Here is a 17,769-nt window from a genome sequence, read left to right as displayed (position 1 = left end):
GCGGGGGGGGGGGGCGCGGGCCCGCGGGGTGGGGGGGGGGCCCGCGCGGGCGCCGCCCGCCGCCGGCCGGTCCGCAGGGGCGCCCGCCGCGCGGGGGGGGGCGCGGCGCCCGCCGCGGCCGCGGCGGCGGGGCGCGGGGCGGGTGGTGTGGCCGGCCCCCCCCCCCCGCGCGCGGGTGGTGGGTTCCCCCGCCCCGGATCGCGGTCAGAAGGACGACAGGGCGTCGCGCCCCCCGATGAGGCCCTCCCCCCGGCCGACCGGGATCGGCGCGCGACACCCGTGCGGTTCCTCGGGCCGTCGCCATCCCCCCGGCGACGGCCCGGGGCCCGCCCTCCCCCGGGCGCGGACCCCCGCGCGACCGGGCGGGCCGCACCGCCGCCAGTTCAGAAGGCGTAGCGGACCCGCAGCCAGGGGGCCCGAGCGGCGACCAGGTCCCGCAACCGGTCGAGGGCGGCCCGCTTGGTCCCGGCGCGGTAGCGCAGGTTGTGGGCGCCGTTCTGGGAGAGCTTGGTCTCCTGCAGCGCCGGCTGCCACAGGACGTCCTCGGCCCTCGGATGCCAGCCGAGGTTGACCTCGTGCAGGTCCCGGTTGTGGGTCAGCATGATCACCTCGGCGGCGGCCTGCGCCTTCACCGCCCGGGGCAGCACGTCGTCCAGCCGGCTCAGCAGGTCGGCCCAGGCGTCCTCCCACCCGGGGCGCAGCACCACCGGCGACAGGTTGAAGTGCACCTCGTACCCGGCGTCCAGGAAGTCCCCGGCGGCGGCGATCCGCTCCGCCACCGGGCTGGTGCGCACGTCCAGCAGCCGCGAGTCCTCCGGGGGCATGAGGGAGAACCGGATCCGGGTCCGCCCCCGGGGGTCGTACGCCAGCAGGTCCGGGTTGACGAACTTGGTCGCGAACGAGGCCTTCGCCGTCGGCAGCCGCCGGAAGGCCGCGATCAGCTCGGCGGTGCTGTCGCAGAGCAGGGCGTCCACCGAGCAGTCGCCGTTCTCACCGACGTCGTAGACCCAGGCGGTCGGGTCGCACTGGTTCGGCTCCGGCTTGCGGCCCTGGCGGGCGATGTGGCGCCCGACGGCGCCGAGCACCGCGTCGGTGTTGGTGAACAGGGTGATGGGGTTGGCGTACCCCTTGCGCCGGGGCACGTAGCAGTACGCGCAGGCCATCGCGCAGCCGTTGGACAGACCCGGCGCGATCCAGTCCGCGGACCGGCCGTTGGGACGTACGGTGAGGCTCTTGCGGACACCCAGGACCAGCGTGCCGGTCTTGACCCGCACCCAGCGCGCGACGTTCCCCTCGTTGCCGTGCAGGTCGGGGATGCGCCAGTGGGAGTCCACCTCGGTCAGCTTCGCCTCGGGGAACCGTGCCAGGATCTGCCGGCCGTACGCCGAACGGGCCGCCTCGGGCTCCGCGTGGATCTCGCGGATGTCCAGGAGCCGCGCCGCCGCCGCGGTGGGAGGCCGCACCGGCCGCGCCTCGGCGGGCGGGTCGAGGTCGCTGAGCGGGAACAGCCCTTCGGGCTGCGGCGGCCGGTCACGGCGGGAAGGCATCGGAACTCCGGTCGGGCAGCTGGTCGGACATCGGTCGGGACTCTCCATGGTCCCTCGGGCACGGGCCGCCCGGGGACCGGTGCGGCGCCCGTCAGATCCGGGCCAGGACCACGGGCAGCCGCTGCGCCGTGCGGTCGGCGAGGCTCTCGAACTCGCGGCGCAGCAGCGGAGCGGCCAGTCGGACGAGCCCGCGCGGCCACAGGCGGGCGCGATAGAGCAGCAGGCTGCCGGCTCCGTCGTCCCCCCGCGGGTGCACGGTGATCTCGTCCCGGGCCGTGACGGCGCGGTTGCGGCCGACGAACACGAGGCGGTCGTCCTCGTAGCGGTCGAGCACGTAGGTCAGTTCCGTCCGTCGGCCCCGGAAGACGGAGACGTTGTGCCAGACGGCTCCGGTGGTCACCGGCCCCTCGTCCAGCCGGGTACAGCTCACGGTGCCGGGGTCCCAGTCGACGGTGTTGGCGAAGTCGGCCAGATAGGCGATGACCTCGTCGGCCGGCCGGGCGACCACGACCGCCCGTTCCACGGTGATCATCCGGTGTCTCCCTTCGTCGGCCGGGCTTCCTCGGCCCGGCTTCCTCGGCCCGGGCGCCGGACCGGGCTGCCGCTCCGGGCTGCCGCTCCGGGCTTCGGGCCCGGGGTGCACCGGATGTTCGTCACCGACCGGCGCGCGGATTGGTCGGCTCCGGCCCCCGCGACCGGTCACCCGGAGGCGGCCTGCTCCAGGAGGTCGAGCGCGCCCGCGAGACTCCTCGGGCACGCGACACCGGCGGGGAGCCGGGCGCGGTCCCACCCCGGCCCGGCGGCGACGACCAGGGCCCGGACGCGTGAGCCGCTGGGGCCCCAGGCGCGCTCCGCGGCGCTGAGCAGCAGTCGCCGGTCGGCGGTGCCGCGGTCCTGCGACCAGAGCATGACCGCTCCCGGGCCGGTGCGGCGCACGGCTTCCAGCAGCGCCTGCGGCGGCACGGCGGCGCTCAGCATCCGGAAGGGCAGGCCGTTCTCGGCGAGGCCGGCCGCCGTGGCGTCGAGGGGCAGGGTGTGCAGCTCGGTCGGCATCGCGGCCAGGATCACCGGGGGAACCGGCCGGGGCGCGACCGGCCGCACCGCCGCGTCGCGCAGGACGGTGGACACGTGCCAGGACAGCAGGTGTTCGACCTCGATGTACTGCTCGCCGTCCACGGCCCACTTGCGGCCGGCCGCGCGCAGCGCGGGCATCATGACCTCCGTCCAGGCGTCCACCGCACCGAGCGCGTCCATCGCCTCGCGCAGGACCCGGGCCACCTCGGGCGCGTCCAGGCGGACGGCCGCCCGGGCCAGCCCCCGGCACAACGGGCTGACCGTTCCCAGGCGCAGGGCCCGGCTGCCGCCGGGACCGCGCCCGGTCTCCGAGGTGTCCGCGGCGTCCTCGACCGTCTCCTCGGCCGCGGCCGGCGGGCTCGCCGGCCCGGCATCGACGGCCAGGACGGTCCGGGCGGCCTCGCCCGGCGGGATTCCGCGCGCGGTGAGACGGCACATGGCCTCCAGGACCGCGATGTCCCGGGGTCTCCACCGTCGGTGGTGCCCCGGGGCGCGGTCCGAGGGTCCGATGCCGTAGCGGCGTTCCCACGAACGGATCGTCGTGGGGGACACGCCGAGGCGACGGGCCACCGCCCCGGTGGACTCCCCCGCCTCGGTGAGCCCGTGCGACCCGGGCGCCGGGCCGCGGGAGGTGTCCGGGCGTACCGGACCCCGGGGAGCGCCGACCGTCACCATCCAGCGATCCGCCCCACCGCGAAGCCGACGCAGCTGACCACCAGGACGGCGATGACCAGCAGCGGGATCCATCCGGGCCAGGCCGTGTGCAGTTCGAGCGATTCGGGGGTCGAGATACCCGCGCAGGTGGAGCCCTCGCACTCGGGTGTCTCGGTGGGGGCCGTGGCCGGCACCGGGCGGTGCTCGGCGGTCTCCACGTGATCGATCAGAGCCATGATGTCCTCCCACCTACGGGACGATCGCGGCGTCCCGGGCCGTCGGAACCCCGTGTTCCGGAGCGGACGGCGGGACGGGCCGCATCGATGATCGGCCGGTGAGTCCGATCCACACGTCGATCATCGCGCACCGCCCCGCCGACGGACCAGTCGCAGCGTTCCCGCAGCGGTTGCCCACCGGTGCGCCTCGGACCCGGTGCGCTCGGACCCGGTCGTGGGCTCCTCACCAACCCGAGGTCCCCGCACCGCCCTTGAACGGGCCGGTGATCTCGCTGGTGATCCAGCCTCCGTAGAAGTCCCCGTCCTGGGCGACCACCGCTTCGCCGTCCACCGTGCAGTCGTCCGCCCGGCCCGGGTAGAACGCCAGGAGGTCGCGGAGTTCACGGTAGCCGGGCAACGGATCCGGATAGCTCCAGGCCGCGGACGGCGACAGCCGGGCGCCCACCCGCAGATCCCAGTACCGGGCGCGCCCCTTCCACTCGCACACGCCGGCACCCTCGCCCTCGGTGAGCAGACCGGTGGCCACGTCGGCGGGCGGCAGGTAGTACACGGGCGGGTGACTCGTCTCCAGCACCCGGAACGCCCGGCTGCTCGACGCGACGAGCATCCCGGCGAACCGGACCTCGACCAGCCGCCCGGGCACCGCTTCGACCGCCGGCGGCCGCGGGTAGTCCCACACGGACTCGGTTCCACGTCGCGTCGCCGCCATGCCAGCCTCGCCCTTTCCCCGGTCGACCGTTCACCGGTCGCTCGTCCTTCGTCGGTTCCCGTCGGCCGCGCCCGCTTCGACAGCCTCCGTCGGTGCGGTGACCGCTCAGCCGGTCTCGCTCCCGTAGACCGCCCTGAGCCTGATCAGGCCGTCCCGGATGCGGGTCTTGACCGTTCCGAGCGGGACACCCACGATCCGGGCGATCTGCCGCTGCGAATAGCCGCCGTAGTACGCGAGGACGACCGACTCACGCTGGGCACCGCTCAAGGCCGCCAGCGCGGTCCGCACCCGCGCCCCTTCCAGCATCCGCTCCACCTCGTCGACCACGGAAGGGGGGCCACCCGGTTCCTCGCGGGTCACCCGCTGGTCCCGCTCGGTGGCCGCGCGCACCGACCTCACCCGGTCGACCGCTCGGCGGTGCGCGATCGTCAGCGCCCACGCCAGGACCGATCCCCGCTCGGGCCGGTACGAGGCGGCGGTGCGCCACACCTCGATCAGCACCTCCTGGGCGACCTCCTCGGCATGGGACGGACTGCGCAGCGTGCGCAACGCGATGCCGTAGACCGGCCCTGCCAGCGCGACGTAGAGCCGGGCGAAGGAGTCCTGGTCACCGCGGGCCGCGGCGATCATCAGGTCGGCCAGTTCATCGGCCGGCACCCGCGGCCGAGCGGGTGACGGGTCGAGGAGTCGCGGCCCTGTCTGGAGCGTCATACGGTCACCGTGCGCGACCCTGGTCCGTTCGGGCTACTCGCAACGGTTCCGCACCGTTTCGGGGAACGGGGGGACGGTGCCCCGTCCCCGTCCGGACTCCGCAACGCTGCGCGAGCGCTGCGAGTGGGCCGGGGGCGGGCGGGAGGTCGATGCTGGAGGGGCCGCGCGAGCAGCGCGGCGACGAGCGGGCGAGCGAGCGGAGCCGGTCATGAGGCCGCGGCAGGCATTCCCCGAGGACCACCGCCCGGCCCGGACGCACCGGTGCCACCGGCCGCCGGAACCGGCCGCGTCGCTCGACGTGCCACCCGACCGGCCGCCCGGCGTTCCGTCCGATCCGCCACCGGGCGCGGCCGCGGCGGCCCGGCCCGGGCGGCCGGTGTGAGCGGGACACGACCGCACTGGGTCTTCGGCGACCAGCTGGGGCCGCACTTCCTCACCCCGGACGAGAACGGCCCGGACCAGGACGCGCCGATCGTCGTCATCGAGGCCCGCTCGGTGCTGCGCCGGCGGCGCTTCCACCGGGCCAAGGCGCACCTGGTGCTGTCCGCGATGCGCCACGCCGCCGACGCCCTGGGGGAACGGGTCCACTACGTGCGGGCCGAGACCTACCGGGAGGGCCTGGCCGAGGCGGTGGGCCGGCGCCGGGTCACCGTGTGCCACCCGACCTCGCGGGCCGCGCTCGGCCTGGTCCGGTCCCTGCCGCAGGTCACGGTGCTGCCGCCGCGCGGCTTCCTCGTCCCCTTCGCCGACTTCCGCCGCTGGGCGGGTGAGCCCGGTGGGCGGCGTCTGCTGCTGGAGGACTTCTACCACCGCGTGCGCCGCGCCGAGCACCTGCTGCTCGACGCCGACGGCACCCCGACCGGCGGCCGCTGGAACCTCGACCACGACAACCGGCAGCCTCCCCCCAAGGGCTCCGCCACCCTCCCGCTGCCGCCGCCCCTCGCACCGGAGGAGGACGCGATCGACGAGCGGGTGCGGGCCGATCTGGACCGCTGGGAGCGGGCCGGCGAGGTCGCGTTCGTCGGCCGGGACGGTCCGCGCCGCTTCGCCGCCACCCGGGCGGAGGCCGAGCGGGCGCTGGCCCACTTCGTCGCCCACCGCCTCGCCGACTTCGGGCGGTTCGAGGACGCGATGCTCCACGCCGACCCGTGGATGGCGCACAGCGCGCTGTCCGTCCCGCTCAACCTCGGCCTGCTCGACCCGGGCGAGTGCGTGCGCGCCGCCGAGGCGGCCCACCGGGACGGCCTCGTCCCGCTCAACAGCGCCGAGGGCTTCGTGCGGCAGATCGCCGGCTGGCGCGAGTACGTCTGGCAGCTGTACTGGCACTTCGGGGAGGAGTACCGCGACGCCAACCGCCTCGGCCATCACGAGCGGCTCCCGGACTGGTTCCGCGAGCTCGACGCCGAGGCGGTCACCGCCCGCTGTCTGGCCCGCGTCCTGGCGGAGGTCCGCGACCACGGCTGGGTGCACCACATCCCCCGGCTGATGGTGCTCGGCAACTGGGCCCTGCAGCACGGCTGGGACCCTCGTGAGCTCACCGACTGGTTCCACCGCTGCTTCGTCGACGGCTACGACTGGGTGATGGCCGCCAATGTGATCGGCATGTCCCAGTACGCCGACGGCGGGCTCGTCACCACCAAGCCCTACGCCTCGGGCGGCGCCTACCTCAACCGGATGAGCGACCTCTGCGGCCCGTGCCACTACCGGCCGACCGAGCGTCGCGGCGACCGGGCCTGCCCGTTCACCACCGGGTACTGGGCCTTCGTCCACCGCCACCAGGAGCTGCTCGCCGCCAACCACCGCACCGCCCGGGCCGTCGCCGGACTGCGGCGCCTCGACGGCCTGCCCGAGGTCCTGGCCGCCGAACGGGCCCGCGGCCAGTCCCCGCCCTGACCCTCGCCCGGCCCGACCGGCCGGTTCCCGTCAGGCCGTCGTGGCACCGGCCGGGACGGGCGGCAGCCGGAAGCCCACCTCGGCGCCGCCGCCCGGGGCCGCGGTCGCGAAGACCTCGCCCCCGTCGGCGGTGACGAGGTCGTGCACGATGGCCAGGCCGAGCCCGGAGCCGGGCGTCGACTGGGTGCCGGCGGCGCGGTGGAAGCGTTCGAAGACGACCTGCCGGTCGGCGGGCGCGATACCGGGGCCGGCGTCCCGCACGGCCAGCCGGCCGCCCGCGACGACGATCTCCACCGGGGAGCCCACCGGGCTGAACTTGACGGCGTTGCCGACCACGTTGTCCACACAGCGCAGCACCGCGCGCGGCCGGGCCCACACCGGCACCGGGCACTCGACGGTCACGGTGATCTCCCGCCCGGCCCGGCGACGGAAGCGCGCGGCGCTCTCCTCCGCGACCGCGGCCAGGTCGACGGCCTCCGGTTCCTCCCCCGTCTGCCGGTCGGTGGCCAGTTCGACCAGCTCGCGGACGAGCTCGTCCAGGGCGACCGTCTCGGTGACCAGGGTCGCCAGGATCTGCTCCTCGTCCTCCGGGGCGAGCCGGCCGCGCGCCCGCTGCAGGAGTTCGGCGCACCCGCGCACCGAGGTCAGCGGGGTGCGCAGCTCGTGGCTGGCGTCCTGGACGAGGCGTTGCTGTTGTTCACGGGAGCGGCGCAGGGCACCGACCATCGCCTCGAAGGCCCGGGTGAGGCGGCCGACCTCGTCGCGACCGGCGGCGGGCAACGGGGTGGCCAGGTCACGGGTGGTGGTGATGTGCTCGGCCGCGCGGGCCAGGCGCCGCACCGGGCGCAGGATCCGGCCGAGGACGAGCCAGCTGAGCAGCGCCGACCCGAGGGCGGCCGCCGTGCTGGTCCAGGCGATCCGGCCCAGGAACGCGTCGTCGACCTGCTCGGCCCCGGCATAGGTCTGACCGACCATCACCGCTCCCCCGCCGCCCGGCCGGGCCTTGGTGAGGACGCCGTAGGGGGTGCCGCCGACGGTGGCGTCCTCCTGGTGGGCGCCCAGCCCGGTGCGGGCCACCTCCAGGGCGCGGGGCGACACCGGCAGGGCCGGGCGGGGCGGCGCGTCCGCTCCGGGGCCCGCGGCGGGCGGGTCGGGCAGGGTGAGCGGTCGCACGGTGCCGTCGGGGAGCAGCAGCTGCTCGACGGTGTCGGGCCGGGCGGCGGGCCGGCCGGCCGCGTCGAGGGTCGCGATCACGGTGTCGGCCCGGTCGTCGAGGCCGCGGTCGAGCTGCTCGGCGACCAGGTCGCTGACGCCGCGGTAGGCGGAGGTGACGGGCACGGCGATCGCCAGCAGCACGGCGGCGCTGACGAGGAGGCCGATCCTGGTACGCAGCATCAGGCGGACCGCGCGGTGTAGCCGACGTTGCGCACGGTGTGGAGCAGCCGGGACCGGCCGCCCTCCTCGGTCTTGCGGCGCAGATAGCCGATGTAGACGTCGAGGGAGCGTGAGTCGGTGTCGAAGTCGAAGCCCCAGATGCGCTCGTAGATCTGGTGGCGGGTCAGCACGGTTCCCTGGTTGCGCAGGAGGAGTTCGAGCAGGTCGAACTCGGTCTTGGTGAGGTCGAGCGGACGGGGTCCGCGGTCGGCCCGGCGGGCGGCGGTGTCGACGGTGAGGTCGTCAAGGGAGAGGACGGTCCGGTCCTCCGCGCCCGGCAGGACGGTGCGGCGCAGCAGGGCGCGGATGCGGGCGAGCAGTTCCTCGGTGGCGAAGGGCTTGGCGAGGTAGTCGTCGGCGCCGGCGTCGAGTCCGGCCACCCGGTCGCCGAGTTGGTGCCGGGCGGTGAGGACCAGGACGGGCAGGCGGTCACCGCGTCGGCGCAGCATCCGGCACAGCGCGAGGCCGTCGAGGCGGGGCATGACCACGTCCACCAGCGCGAGGTCGGGGCGTTGGTGGTCGAGGAGGTCGAGGGCCTCCTGGCCGTCGGCGGTGGTGAGCACCCGGTAGCCCTCGAAGCGCAGCAGGTGGTCGAGGGTGTTGCGGACGCCGGGATCGTCCTCGACGACCAGGACGGTGCGCCCGGCGGTGATCGGATCTGTCATGGTGTCATCTTCGCTGGTGGTGGGGGTGGTGGTGCCGGGCGGGGGCCTCGGCGGCCGGGCCGGCCGGCCCGGCCGGGGCGTCGACGCCGACAGGTCGCTGTCGTCGGCGGGCGGGCGCGGCCGGGGCCGGGGCCGGCGGGTGGATCGGCGGGTCGGTCAGCGGATGGTCGGGGTGACGGCGATCGGGGGGATGGCGGCCAGGCAGGAGGTGTCCCCCGGCCCCCCGGTGCGGATGAAGGTGGTGGCGACGGTGACCGCGCAGCCGGTGGAGTCCATCTCGGGGATGTGGCCGGTGTTGGGCACGGACACGAAGACGCTGTCGCGGAACTGGGCCGCCGCCAGGCGGGAGTTGGCAGCCGGGGTGTTGGTGTCGAGGTCGCCGGAGAGCACCAGGACGGGGACGTCGGGAAGGTCGAGGTCGACGTCCTGGGGCTGGGCGGTGCCCCTGCGCGGCCAGGTCAGGCAGGAGTCGGCGCCGTCGGTCTGCCCCTCGGTGTAGCCCTTGACGCTGAACGCGCCGAAGTCGGCGGGGTCCGCGGCGGCCAGGGCGCGCTGGTACTGGCGGCGGCGCTGCGGCAGCGGGGCGTCGTGGTCCCAGGCGCGGGCGTAGTCGTTGCACGTGACGGCCAGGTAGGAGGCCTGGTCCTCGGTGGTGGCGTGCTCGATGTCGGCCCGCACCAGGTCGGTGAGCGGTCCGTCGTCGCCCGCGGCGGCGCGGTGCAGGGCGGCGGGAAGGTCGCCGAGGAGGGTCGGCGCGGTCGGGTCGATGCCGATGCCCCGGCTGGCGGGCTCGTAGAGCGTGTTCGCGAGCTTGTCCTCGGTGAACACGTAGGTGCGGCGGGCACCGGCCACCGTGACGTCCAGGGTGATCGGGCGGGTGCGCAGCCGGGCGGCGACGGTGGCGAGGTCCCGGACGACGGTGTCGGGGTCGCAGGCACCCGCGCGCTCGCAGATCCGGCGCAGGGTCAGGGAGATCTGCTGGGCACCGGGGCGGGCCAGCGGGTCGAAGGCGAGCGGGTAGGCCCCGGAGAGCACCATCGACTCGACGCGCTCGGGGTGGCGGTCGGCGTAGACCGGCATCAGGTAGGTGCCGTACGACAGGCCGTACAGGACCAGCTTGGGGGCTCCCAGGCGGGCCCGGGCGGCGTCGATGTCGTCGGCGGTCGCGGCACTGGTGTAGCCGCGGGCCCGCGGGCCCAGCTGTTCGGCGCAGCGGGCGACGGCCTCGTGCTGACCGGCGCGCGGGGCGAGCCTGAAGTCGGCGTCGGTGACCCCGCACGGCACCCGGCCGGAGAAGCCGGTGCCGCGCGGGTCCAGCAGGAGCAGGTCGTGGTCGTCGAGGAGGTCCTGCAGGGCCTGTGCCAGTTGCTCGGCGCGGCTGATGGTGGTCTCGCCGGGACCGCCCGGGTTGAGCGCGATGGTGCCCCTGGCCGGGCCGGGGCCGGTGTGGCGGACCACGGCGTGGGCGACGTCGACCGTCCCCAGGCGCGGTTCGCCGTCCACCAGGGGGCGGCGCATGGTGGCGCAGTCGACGCGGTGCCCGGGCACGGTGGGACACCAGGCGGGCTTGGCCGGGGCGGCGCTCGCGGTGGGCGTGGCCGCCATCGGGAGCACGGTGGCCAGGACGGCGAGCGCGCCGGCGGCCAGGGTGGTCCGCCGGATCCGGGTGCCGGGCGTGGGCGTGGGGGTGGTGGGGGTGGTGGTGCCGGTCGTCATCGGTCTGCCTTCCGTGCGTTCGCGCGCTCGTGCCTGTCCGTGAGCCACCGTGTCCGCGCGTTCGGCGGTCGGTGCGGGAACGACACTGCACGGCGCGGGTCAGCCGTTCGACAGAGCGGCGGCAAAGCCGTGTAAGAACAGGTCCGGGGCCGTCGGGCACCCCGGACGGCCGCCCGCCGCGCCCCCCGCGCCGTCCGCTGAACGGCCGTCGGACCGTCGGCGCCGGCCGGCCGGTCCCGCGTTCCCGCGGCGGATCCGGCGCCGATCGGCGCGGGCTAGGCTCTCGACTGATCGCAGTCGTCAAGAGAGGCAAGAGATGGGCCAGAAGATCATCCGGTTCTCGGACCTGACCGGCACACACGTGGAGAACGACGACGACCTGGTGCGCATCGTGGTTCGCGGGCACCCCGACCTGGCGGACGGTCCGGTCGAGATCGAGGCGCTCGGCAGCGAGCTCGCCGCGGTGGAGCAACTCGCGCTCGACCTGGTGACGATAGAGCTCCACTACCCGGACACCGACGAACCGGAGACGGTCGTGATGGAGGCCGAGGCGTTCAACCGGCTGGCCTCCGCCACCCCGATGAGCGAGGTGCTGCGCGGTGCCAAGCGGGTCGCTGCGGCCCTCCCCGGTCAGCAGACGCCGGCCGGAGCCAAGGAGCGGGTCAACTACGCGAGCCCGGAGCACGCCGGCAGGCCGCACAAGGGCCGCACCACCGACGCCGAGAAGCAGGTCGTCCGGCAGCGCCTGGACGAGATCAACGAGCGGCTGGCCGCCGAGGGCGTCCGCACGATCGACCTCGGCAACGCGGAACACGTGGCCCGGTACGGCCTGGAGGCCCTGGCCCAGGAGCGCGGAGCCACCCTGGCCTGACCGCCACGGCGCCAGCCACCGCCGTACTCCGCGAGAGCCGTCCCCGCCTGCGAGAACGTCGTGCCGGTGCCCGGCCCGTGCCCGGGCGCCGCCACGGCCCGGAGCGGCGGTCGCCGGCCCGTAGGCGTGCGGGGCCGGCACCCCCGGGCGCCGGCCCCATGACGATCCGACGGCCCGGCCCGACGCCGTTTGTCAGTGCCGGATGAGACGGTGGTGGCCCAGGGAGCCCCTGCGAACCTCCCGGACTCCCCCGAGGATCAGCACAGGAGGACCATGTGACACAGCTGCTGAAAGTCCAGAACTTCAACGTCTCCAGTGACGGCATCGGTGCGGGCGAGGACCAGACCCTCGAACGGCCCTTCGGTCATGTCGATCCCGAGCGGCTGTTCGCCTGGGCCGGCGCCACGGCGAGCTGGCCCCGGCGCACCGAGCCCGGCGGGAGTCGGGGCCTGGACGACTACCTCACGCGGGACTTCGACCACAACATCGGCGCCGAGATCATGGGCCGCAACAAGTTCGGCCCCCAGCGCGGCCCGTGGCGGGACCACGAGTGGCGCGGCTGGTGGGGCGAGGAGCCCCCGTTCCACACGCCGGTGTTCGTCCTGACCCACCACCAGCGGCCTTCCTTCACGCTCTCCGACACCACGTTCCACTTCGTCGACGGCGACCCGGCCACCGTTCTCGCGCAGGCCCGGGAGGCGGCCCAGGGCAAGGACGTGCGGCTCGGCGGCGGCGCCAGCACCATTCGGGAGTTCCTCGACGCCGACCTCGTCGACACCCTGCACGTGGCGGTCTCGCCGGTGAAGCTCGGCACCGGCGTACGGCTCTGGGAGTCCCCCGACGAGCTCCTCGACCGGTTCCACCTGGACGTCGTGCCCAGCCCGAGCGGGGTGACGCACCACCTGTTCTGGCGCAAGTGACCCCTGCTCGGGCCCGGGTCGGGGCGGCGGATCTCCCTCGCCCCGACCCGGGCCCGAGCCGCGCCACCGCGCCCGCGCCTCCCCCTGGGGCAGGGCCGAGGACCGGCGCGGGCGGGATCTGCCGGTCATCGGGGCGTTCGCCGCCCGCAGCCCCGCCGGCCGATGTCAATGATCAGAGGCGAGACTCACCCCGGAGGGTGAATTCACCGTCCGTTGGGAGCCTTCCACCAAGCCGCGGACCGTCAAGTGCCGAAGGTGGGACAAGAGTGCCCGGCATCCGGCCGGGCCGCATGGCCGAGGTCAGGACATGATGGCCACTGAGCGCGTCGACAACCGACTGCTGGAAGAACTCACCGAGCAGTCAGAGGACTTGAACAGCGACGCACTGCGGATCACCCGTAGCGCGCTGACCGACTTCGGACAGGTCGCCGGACAACCCCGCAGATGGTGGCAGCGTGGCGGCGTGCCGGCCGCGCTCGCGGGCGGCCTCGGCCTGCTCGGAGCCGTGCGCGCGGTGGCGGCCTCGCCGTCCGCGACCACGACCGCCGACGACATCAAGGCCCTGCAGACCGCCGCCTCCCTGGAGAACCTGGCGGTGAGCGTCTACCAGACCTCCGCCGCACTGCCCTTCATCAAGGACGGCAACAAGACGGTCGCCGCGTTCATCGCCAAGACCACCGAGCAGCACCAGGCCCACGCCAAGGCCTTCAACGCCGCCGCGACCGCCGCCGGCGGCCAGGCGCAGAACAAGCCGGACCCGAAGTACAAGGCCGTGGTCGACCAGACCCTGCCCACCATCAAGACCCCGGCCGACGTGGTGAAGCTCGCCATCACGCTGGAGGACGTCGCGGCCCAGACCTACACCAAGAACGTCAGCCAGGTCTCGAACGCGGACCTGCGCAAGCTCTTCGCCTCCGTCGCCCCGGTCGAGGCCCAGCACCGTGCCGTGCTGCTGGCCGTGCAGGCGCTGCTGGCCGGCAACGCGGCCGACCTGATCACCATCCCGGTCGACCCCGCGAAGCTGCCCGCCGCCGCCGGCAGCGTCGGCTTCCCGGACGCCTTCTACAAGACCGACAACGCCTCCCCGATCACCGAAGGGGCCGTCCAGTGACCGCCGACCGCACCTGGGAGCCCGCCATCGGCGAGGCCGAGCTCACCCGCCTGACCCGGGCCATGGACGACGCCCACCGCGCGACCCTGCCCCTGATGCACGCCGCCGGCGCCGACCTGACCAAGGAACTGCGCGCCCGGCGGGCGGGCGGCAGGGGCGCCACCACCACGGCACCGGACGCGGGGCGGCGCCGGTTCCTGATCGGGGCGGGCGGCACCGCCGCCGCCCTCGTGCTGGCGGCCTGCTCCAGCGGCGGCAAGGACGGCGCCAACCCGGCCCCCAGCAGCGCCGCGACCACCGCCGCGGGCTCCACCTCCGCCACCGCCTCCGCCTCCGCCACCGGGAAGTACACCGGGGACCTGAAGGTCGTGGCGCTGGCGACGGCCCTGGAGAACCAGGCCGTCGGCGCCTACCAGAGCACCCTGGACGCGGCCAAGGCGGGCAAGCTCGGCACCGTCCCCCCGGCGCTCGCGAACTTCGTCACCACCGCGATGGCCCAGCACGCCGAACACGCCAAGGCGTGGAACGCCGTCCTCACCGGCGCCGGCCTGCCCGCCATCACCGACGTGCCGCTCAGCAACCAGGCGGACACCGTCGCCGCCCTCAACAAGGCCTCCTCCGTCGGCGACGTCGCGAAGCTCGCGCTCCAGTTGGAGAACCAGGCCGCCCAGACCTACCTCTTCGCGACCTACAACGTCACCAGCCCCGCGGGCATCGCCACCGCCGCCAGCATCGCGCCCGTCGAGGCCATGCACGCCGCCATCCTCAACTACGTGCTCGGCCAGTACCCCGTCCCCGACGACTTCCTGCCCACCGACAAGGCGGCCAGCCCCGGGCTGCTCACCGTCTGACCCCGTCCGACCCACCACCGCGAGCAGACGCGCGTCCGGCCCCCTTCGAAACCCGAGCGGTGCCGGGCGCGCGTCCTCCCCACGAACGGAGCGCCGCCATGACCGTCCCCCTCCTCGCCCGGACCTGCGGCGCCCTGCTGCTCGCCGGCGCCCTCGCCGCCTGCTCCAGCAGCTCGACCGGCAGCGGTCAGCCGAGCGGAAGCGCGGGGTCCGCGACAGCGGCAAGCTCCGTCCCCTCCTCGCCCTCCTCCGGCACGACCGCGAGCAGCACCACGAGCAACACCCCGAGCGCGAGCACGAGCACGAGCACGAGCGCGAGCACGAGCGCGAGCGCGAGCACGAGCACGACCGCGAGCACGAGCACGACCGCGAGCACGAGCACGACCGCGAGCACGGCCCACGTCGACATCAGGAACTTCCTCTTCGAACCCGCCGCCCTGACCCTGAGCCCCGGCACCACGCTCACCGTCACCAACCAGGACTCCACCGCCCACACCCTCACGGCCGACGACAAGAGCTTCGACACCGGCACGATCGCCCCGGGCGCCACCGCCACCCTCACCGCGCCCCAGCAGTCCGGCCCGCACCCGTACATCTGCACCATCCACCCGTTCATGCACGGCACCCTCACCGTCTCCTGAGCCGGGCCCGGAAGGAACCCCCCACCACCGTGGCCACCCCCAGCCCTCCCCCGGCCCGACGGCAGCGGCGGATCGCCGTGCTCCTGCTGCGCCTGATCGCCGCCGCCGGTCTCGCCGTCGACGCCGTCGTCCATCTCCGCCTCGCCGACCGGTACGACGCCGTCGGCAGCACCGTCAGCCAGGGCACCCTGTTCCGGATCGAGGCCGGCGCCGCGGCCCTCGCCGTCCTGCTCGTCCTGCTGTGGCGACGACGGCTCGGGGACCTCTACGCCTTCGCCGTGGCCGCCGGCGGGCTCGCCCTGCTCCTGCTCTACCGCTACGTCGACGTCGGTGCCCTCGGCCCGTTGCCCGACATGTACGAACCCGTCTGGTTCACCGACAAGACCCTCACCGCCTGGGCCCAGGGCATCGCCGCGGCCGCCCTCGCCGTCCTGCTCGCCGGTCGCCGCGGTTCGCGCGAGTGACCGGCGGGCCGGCGCCGTCGCGGGCGTCTCAGTTGATGTGGAGGGTCGTGACCGTGCGGTAGTTCCTGGTGAGGCTCTCGTTCTTGAAGGCGCGGACTCGACACAGAGCGCCGCCCGTGGAGCCTCCCGCACCCAGGATCGTCCGCACACTATCTTCTGCTGTGACGGTCGGCCGAGACCCTCAAGCACACCATGTCATCCTCCGGCATCCCGACGGCCCGCGAGGCCGACCGGATCAACGCCACCCTGCTCCGGGACGCGCGGAACAGCCCGGTCACGTACGCGCTCCAGCCGGCCGCGATCACCGCGTCGGTGAACGCCACCAGCAATCCGGTCCCCGTCCCGGTCGTCCCACCGCCGGCCGCGTGGGGCTCCCCACCGCGAGCCTCCCGGACACCGGCACCGCCCCCGTCGCCCCCACCCCTCAAGGAGCCGAAGCGTGCCCACCCCCACCACGTTCGACCACCGCGCCAAGGGCTACGACCTCGCCCATGCCTACTGGCTGGCCCGGGCCTCCGACCTGGCCTACAAGGACAAGGACACCATCGAGCGGCAGGCCCGCGCCTGGGGCTTCGACACGGTGCGCCACCACGAGACGCGCTTCACGCCGCCCTTCCCGCTCCAGGACACCCAGGCCTACACCATGGCCGGCGACCACATGATCGTCACCGCCTTCCGCGGTACCGAACCCCAGCAGATCCGCGACTGGCTCTCCGACGCCACCACCCCACCGCGCCCCGGTCCGGCCGGTACCGGATACGTCCACTACGGCTTCGCCGAAGCCCTCACCTCGGTCTTCCCCGACATCCGGGACACCCTCGCCGAACTGCGCACCGAGGACCAGAGCCTGTGGCTCACCGGCCACAGCCTCGGCGGCGCCCTCGCCATGCTCGCCGGAGCCCGCCTCCACCTGGAGGAACCCCGCCTGACCGCCGACGGCATCTACACCTACGGCCAGCCCCGCACCTGCGACCGCCTCCTCGCCACCGCCTGCAACAAGGGGTTCAAGGACCGCATCCACCGCTTCGTCAACAACAACGACATCGTCCCCCAGCTACCGCCCGAGCCCGCCTACACCCACGTCGACACCCTCCGGTACATCGACGCCAGCGGCAAACTCCGCACCACCGGCCTGATCGGCGGGCTCACCGACCGCGCCAAGGGGCTCACCGCGGACGCCTTCGCCCCCGCGAGCGACGGCCTCCGCGACCACCTCCTGCGCAACTACATCACCGCCCTGGAGAAGAACCTCGCCTGACGGGCGCCCGCCGTGCCCTCCGCTGGGCCGTCCGGGTGGTGGGGCGACGCCCCGGACGGGGCTGGCCGGGCGGGCGGGCCGCAGGGGCGGTGGGATGGGGGCAGCGCCGCGGCCACCGAGGCCGCGGCACCACCCCAGGAACGGAGCACCGTGATCGTTCGCATCATGGGCGAAGGCCAGGTCAAGCTGGCCGACGCCCACTTCACCGAGCTGAACGCGCTCGACGACGAGCTGTTCACGGAGCTGGAGTCCGGGGACGAGGAAGGGTTCAGGAGGACGCTGGGCGCCCTCCTGGAGGCGATCCGCCGCTTGGGGACGCCACTGCCCGACGACTCCCTGGAGCCGTCGGAGCTGATCCTTCCCTCGCCCGACGCCACCCTGGACGAGGTCCGCGCGATGCTCAGCGACGACGGCCTGATCCCCGGCTGAACCCGCGTCCGGGGCCCGGCCAGGGCAGCGTCCCGGGCCGGGCGGCGGCGTGCTCGGGCCGGTCAGCGTCCCCGGGCCGGGCACGGGGCCGGTGGTTCGACCGGCCGGTGCCGTCGGTAGCCTCCCTCCTCATGACGCGTGGTTGGATCTTCCCGTTGGTGCTCGTGCTCTGCGGTTCGCTGCTCGCGGCCGTGCTGGTCGTCCAAGGGGCGGCGGCCGTAGCCGCTCCCCTGCTGGTGCTGTTCGTGCTGCTGGCGGGGGTGCACTCGCCGCTGGCGTTCCCCCGGTCGATCGGGGCGGAGGAGGCGCGGCGCCGCAGTGCGCTGGACGGCCGGCCGGTCGTCTACTGGCGGGCGGGCTGCAAGTACTGCCTGCGTCTGCGGTTCCGGCTGGGCCGTGCCGCGCGCCGGGCGCACTGGGTCGACATCTGGCGCGACCCGGCCGGGGCCGCGGCCGTACGGGCGGTCAACGACGGTGACGAGACCGTACCGACCGTCGTCGTGGCGGGCCGCCCGCACGTCAACCCCGATCCCGCCTGGGTGCGCGCCCGGCTCGACCGGTCCGTGTGACGGCCGGTCGGCCGGG

Annotated in this window: 19 protein-coding genes; 10 read left to right on the top strand and 9 right to left on the bottom strand. The window is 74.8% G+C overall.

Annotated features, from left to right (window positions below; genetic code table 11):
• Positions 1-383: 383 nt before the first annotated feature.
• The 6 genes from ACFXHB_RS07195 to ACFXHB_RS07170 all read right to left on the bottom strand — a co-directional run bounded on the left by ACFXHB_RS07195 (position 384) and on the right by ACFXHB_RS07170 (position 4,931).
• Entirely contained in the window at positions 384-1,547 is a 1,164-nt protein-coding gene (locus ACFXHB_RS07195; RefSeq protein ID WP_380572809.1) for a spore photoproduct lyase family protein, read from the bottom strand.
• Positions 1,548-1,638: 91 nt separating this feature from the next.
• The gene (locus tag ACFXHB_RS07190) at positions 1,639-2,079 is read right to left on the bottom strand and encodes an SRPBCC family protein (RefSeq protein WP_380572808.1); all 441 of its coding nucleotides are present in this window, start codon (positions 2,077-2,079) and stop codon (positions 1,639-1,641) included.
• 167 nt (positions 2,080-2,246) lie between these two features.
• A complete protein-coding gene (locus tag ACFXHB_RS07185) occupies positions 2,247-3,296 on the bottom strand; it encodes a MerR family transcriptional regulator (RefSeq protein ID WP_380572807.1) in 1,050 nt (349 codons plus the stop codon).
• Positions 3,290-3,511: a hypothetical protein gene (locus tag ACFXHB_RS07180; protein ID WP_380572806.1), complete on the bottom strand. Its 222-nt coding sequence runs from the start codon at positions 3,509-3,511 to the stop codon at positions 3,290-3,292. Before ACFXHB_RS07180 ends, ACFXHB_RS07185 begins: the two co-directional genes overlap by 7 nt.
• A gap of 223 nt (positions 3,512-3,734) precedes the next feature.
• Complete coding sequence (locus tag ACFXHB_RS07175; protein WP_380572805.1) at positions 3,735-4,190, bottom strand: DUF427 domain-containing protein; 456 nt, start codon at positions 4,188-4,190, stop codon at positions 3,735-3,737.
• Positions 4,191-4,325: 135 nt separating this feature from the next.
• Positions 4,326-4,931: a sigma-70 family RNA polymerase sigma factor gene (locus ACFXHB_RS07170; protein WP_380572804.1), complete on the bottom strand. Its 606-nt coding sequence runs from the start codon at positions 4,929-4,931 to the stop codon at positions 4,326-4,328.
• 378 nt (positions 4,932-5,309) lie between these two features.
• Here ACFXHB_RS07170 and ACFXHB_RS07165 point away from each other — a divergent pair, with 378 nt between their 5' ends.
• Positions 5,310-6,824 carry a cryptochrome/photolyase family protein gene (locus tag ACFXHB_RS07165; RefSeq protein ID WP_380572803.1) on the top strand — a complete coding sequence of 505 codons (1,515 nt, stop codon included), beginning with the start codon at positions 5,310-5,312 and terminating at the stop codon, positions 6,822-6,824.
• Between the two features lie 30 nt (positions 6,825-6,854).
• Here ACFXHB_RS07165 and ACFXHB_RS07160 read toward each other — a convergent pair whose 3' ends face one another.
• From ACFXHB_RS07160 to ACFXHB_RS07150, 3 genes are all read right to left on the bottom strand, one after another.
• On the bottom strand, positions 6,855-8,219 hold the full coding sequence (locus ACFXHB_RS07160) for an ATP-binding protein (protein WP_380572802.1): 1,365 nt from the start codon (positions 8,217-8,219) through the stop codon (positions 6,855-6,857).
• Positions 8,219-8,923 (bottom strand): response regulator transcription factor, encoded by a 705-nt coding sequence (locus tag ACFXHB_RS07155; RefSeq protein WP_380572801.1) that lies wholly within the window; start codon positions 8,921-8,923, stop codon positions 8,219-8,221. Before ACFXHB_RS07155 ends, ACFXHB_RS07160 begins: the two co-directional genes overlap by 1 nt.
• A 156-nt stretch (positions 8,924-9,079) precedes the next feature.
• Positions 9,080-10,639 (bottom strand): alpha/beta fold hydrolase, encoded by a 1,560-nt coding sequence (locus ACFXHB_RS07150; RefSeq protein WP_380572800.1) that lies wholly within the window; start codon positions 10,637-10,639, stop codon positions 9,080-9,082.
• 316 nt (positions 10,640-10,955) lie between these two features.
• Between ACFXHB_RS07150 and ACFXHB_RS07145 the strand changes: the two genes are divergently transcribed.
• The 9 genes from ACFXHB_RS07145 (at position 10,956) to ACFXHB_RS07105 (ending at position 17,753) form a co-directional block, all read left to right on the top strand.
• Entirely contained in the window at positions 10,956-11,510 is a 555-nt protein-coding gene (locus tag ACFXHB_RS07145) for a hypothetical protein (RefSeq protein ID WP_380572799.1), read from the top strand.
• Positions 11,511-11,785: 275 nt separating this feature from the next.
• Positions 11,786-12,430 (top strand): dihydrofolate reductase family protein, encoded by a 645-nt coding sequence (locus ACFXHB_RS07140; RefSeq protein ID WP_380572798.1) that lies wholly within the window; start codon positions 11,786-11,788, stop codon positions 12,428-12,430.
• 307 nt (positions 12,431-12,737) lie between these two features.
• Positions 12,738-13,541, top strand: coding sequence for a ferritin-like domain-containing protein (locus ACFXHB_RS07135; RefSeq protein WP_380572797.1), 804 nt, complete (start codon positions 12,738-12,740; stop codon positions 13,539-13,541).
• Complete coding sequence (locus ACFXHB_RS07130) at positions 13,538-14,392, top strand: ferritin-like domain-containing protein (protein WP_380572796.1); 855 nt, start codon at positions 13,538-13,540, stop codon at positions 14,390-14,392. The genes ACFXHB_RS07135 and ACFXHB_RS07130 overlap by 4 nt, the downstream gene beginning before the upstream one ends.
• Positions 14,393-14,490: 98 nt before the next feature.
• Entirely contained in the window at positions 14,491-15,033 is a 543-nt protein-coding gene (locus ACFXHB_RS07125) for a cupredoxin domain-containing protein (protein WP_380572795.1), read from the top strand.
• Between the two features lie 29 nt (positions 15,034-15,062).
• On the top strand, positions 15,063-15,497 hold the full coding sequence (locus ACFXHB_RS07120) for a hypothetical protein (RefSeq protein WP_380572794.1): 435 nt from the start codon (positions 15,063-15,065) through the stop codon (positions 15,495-15,497).
• Between the two features lie 439 nt (positions 15,498-15,936).
• Positions 15,937-16,755 (top strand): lipase family protein, encoded by an 819-nt coding sequence (locus ACFXHB_RS07115; protein ID WP_380572793.1) that lies wholly within the window; start codon positions 15,937-15,939, stop codon positions 16,753-16,755.
• A 150-nt stretch (positions 16,756-16,905) separates the two neighbouring features.
• Positions 16,906-17,184 carry a hypothetical protein gene (locus ACFXHB_RS07110; RefSeq protein WP_380572792.1) on the top strand — a complete coding sequence of 93 codons (279 nt, stop codon included), beginning with the start codon at positions 16,906-16,908 and terminating at the stop codon, positions 17,182-17,184.
• Positions 17,185-17,315: 131 nt separating this feature from the next.
• Positions 17,316-17,753: a glutaredoxin domain-containing protein gene (locus ACFXHB_RS07105; protein ID WP_380572791.1), complete on the top strand. Its 438-nt coding sequence runs from the start codon at positions 17,316-17,318 to the stop codon at positions 17,751-17,753.
• The last annotated feature ends 16 nt before the right edge of the window (positions 17,754-17,769 follow it).

Origin of the sequence: Kitasatospora sp. NPDC059327, assembly GCF_042752535.1 — a bacterium.
Taxonomy (GTDB): domain Bacteria; phylum Actinomycetota; class Actinomycetes; order Streptomycetales; family Streptomycetaceae; genus Kitasatospora.
This window is presented reverse-complemented; position numbering and strand designations above follow the sequence as displayed.

Coding starts and splice junctions, on each gene's coding strand:
- ACFXHB_RS07180 (WP_380572806.1), bottom strand. CDS start 3,511: ATGGCTCTGATCGATCACGTGGAGACCGCCGAGCACCGCCCGGTGCCG.
- ACFXHB_RS07150 (WP_380572800.1), bottom strand. CDS start 10,639: ATGACGACCGGCACCACCACCCCCACCACCCCCACGCCCACGCCCGGC.
- ACFXHB_RS07145 (WP_380572799.1), top strand. CDS start 10,956: ATGGGCCAGAAGATCATCCGGTTCTCGGACCTGACCGGCACACACGTG.
- ACFXHB_RS07195 (WP_380572809.1), bottom strand. CDS start 1,547: ATGCCTTCCCGCCGTGACCGGCCGCCGCAGCCCGAAGGGCTGTTCCCG.
- ACFXHB_RS07160 (WP_380572802.1), bottom strand. CDS start 8,219: ATGCTGCGTACCAGGATCGGCCTCCTCGTCAGCGCCGCCGTGCTGCTG.
- ACFXHB_RS07185 (WP_380572807.1), bottom strand. CDS start 3,296: ATGGTGACGGTCGGCGCTCCCCGGGGTCCGGTACGCCCGGACACCTCC.
- ACFXHB_RS07170 (WP_380572804.1), bottom strand. CDS start 4,931: ATGACGCTCCAGACAGGGCCGCGACTCCTCGACCCGTCACCCGCTCGG.
- ACFXHB_RS07125 (WP_380572795.1), top strand. CDS start 14,491: ATGACCGTCCCCCTCCTCGCCCGGACCTGCGGCGCCCTGCTGCTCGCC.
- ACFXHB_RS07135 (WP_380572797.1), top strand. CDS start 12,738: ATGATGGCCACTGAGCGCGTCGACAACCGACTGCTGGAAGAACTCACC.
- ACFXHB_RS07190 (WP_380572808.1), bottom strand. CDS start 2,079: ATGATCACCGTGGAACGGGCGGTCGTGGTCGCCCGGCCGGCCGACGAG.
- ACFXHB_RS07155 (WP_380572801.1), bottom strand. CDS start 8,923: ATGACAGATCCGATCACCGCCGGGCGCACCGTCCTGGTCGTCGAGGAC.
- ACFXHB_RS07105 (WP_380572791.1), top strand. CDS start 17,316: ATGACGCGTGGTTGGATCTTCCCGTTGGTGCTCGTGCTCTGCGGTTCG.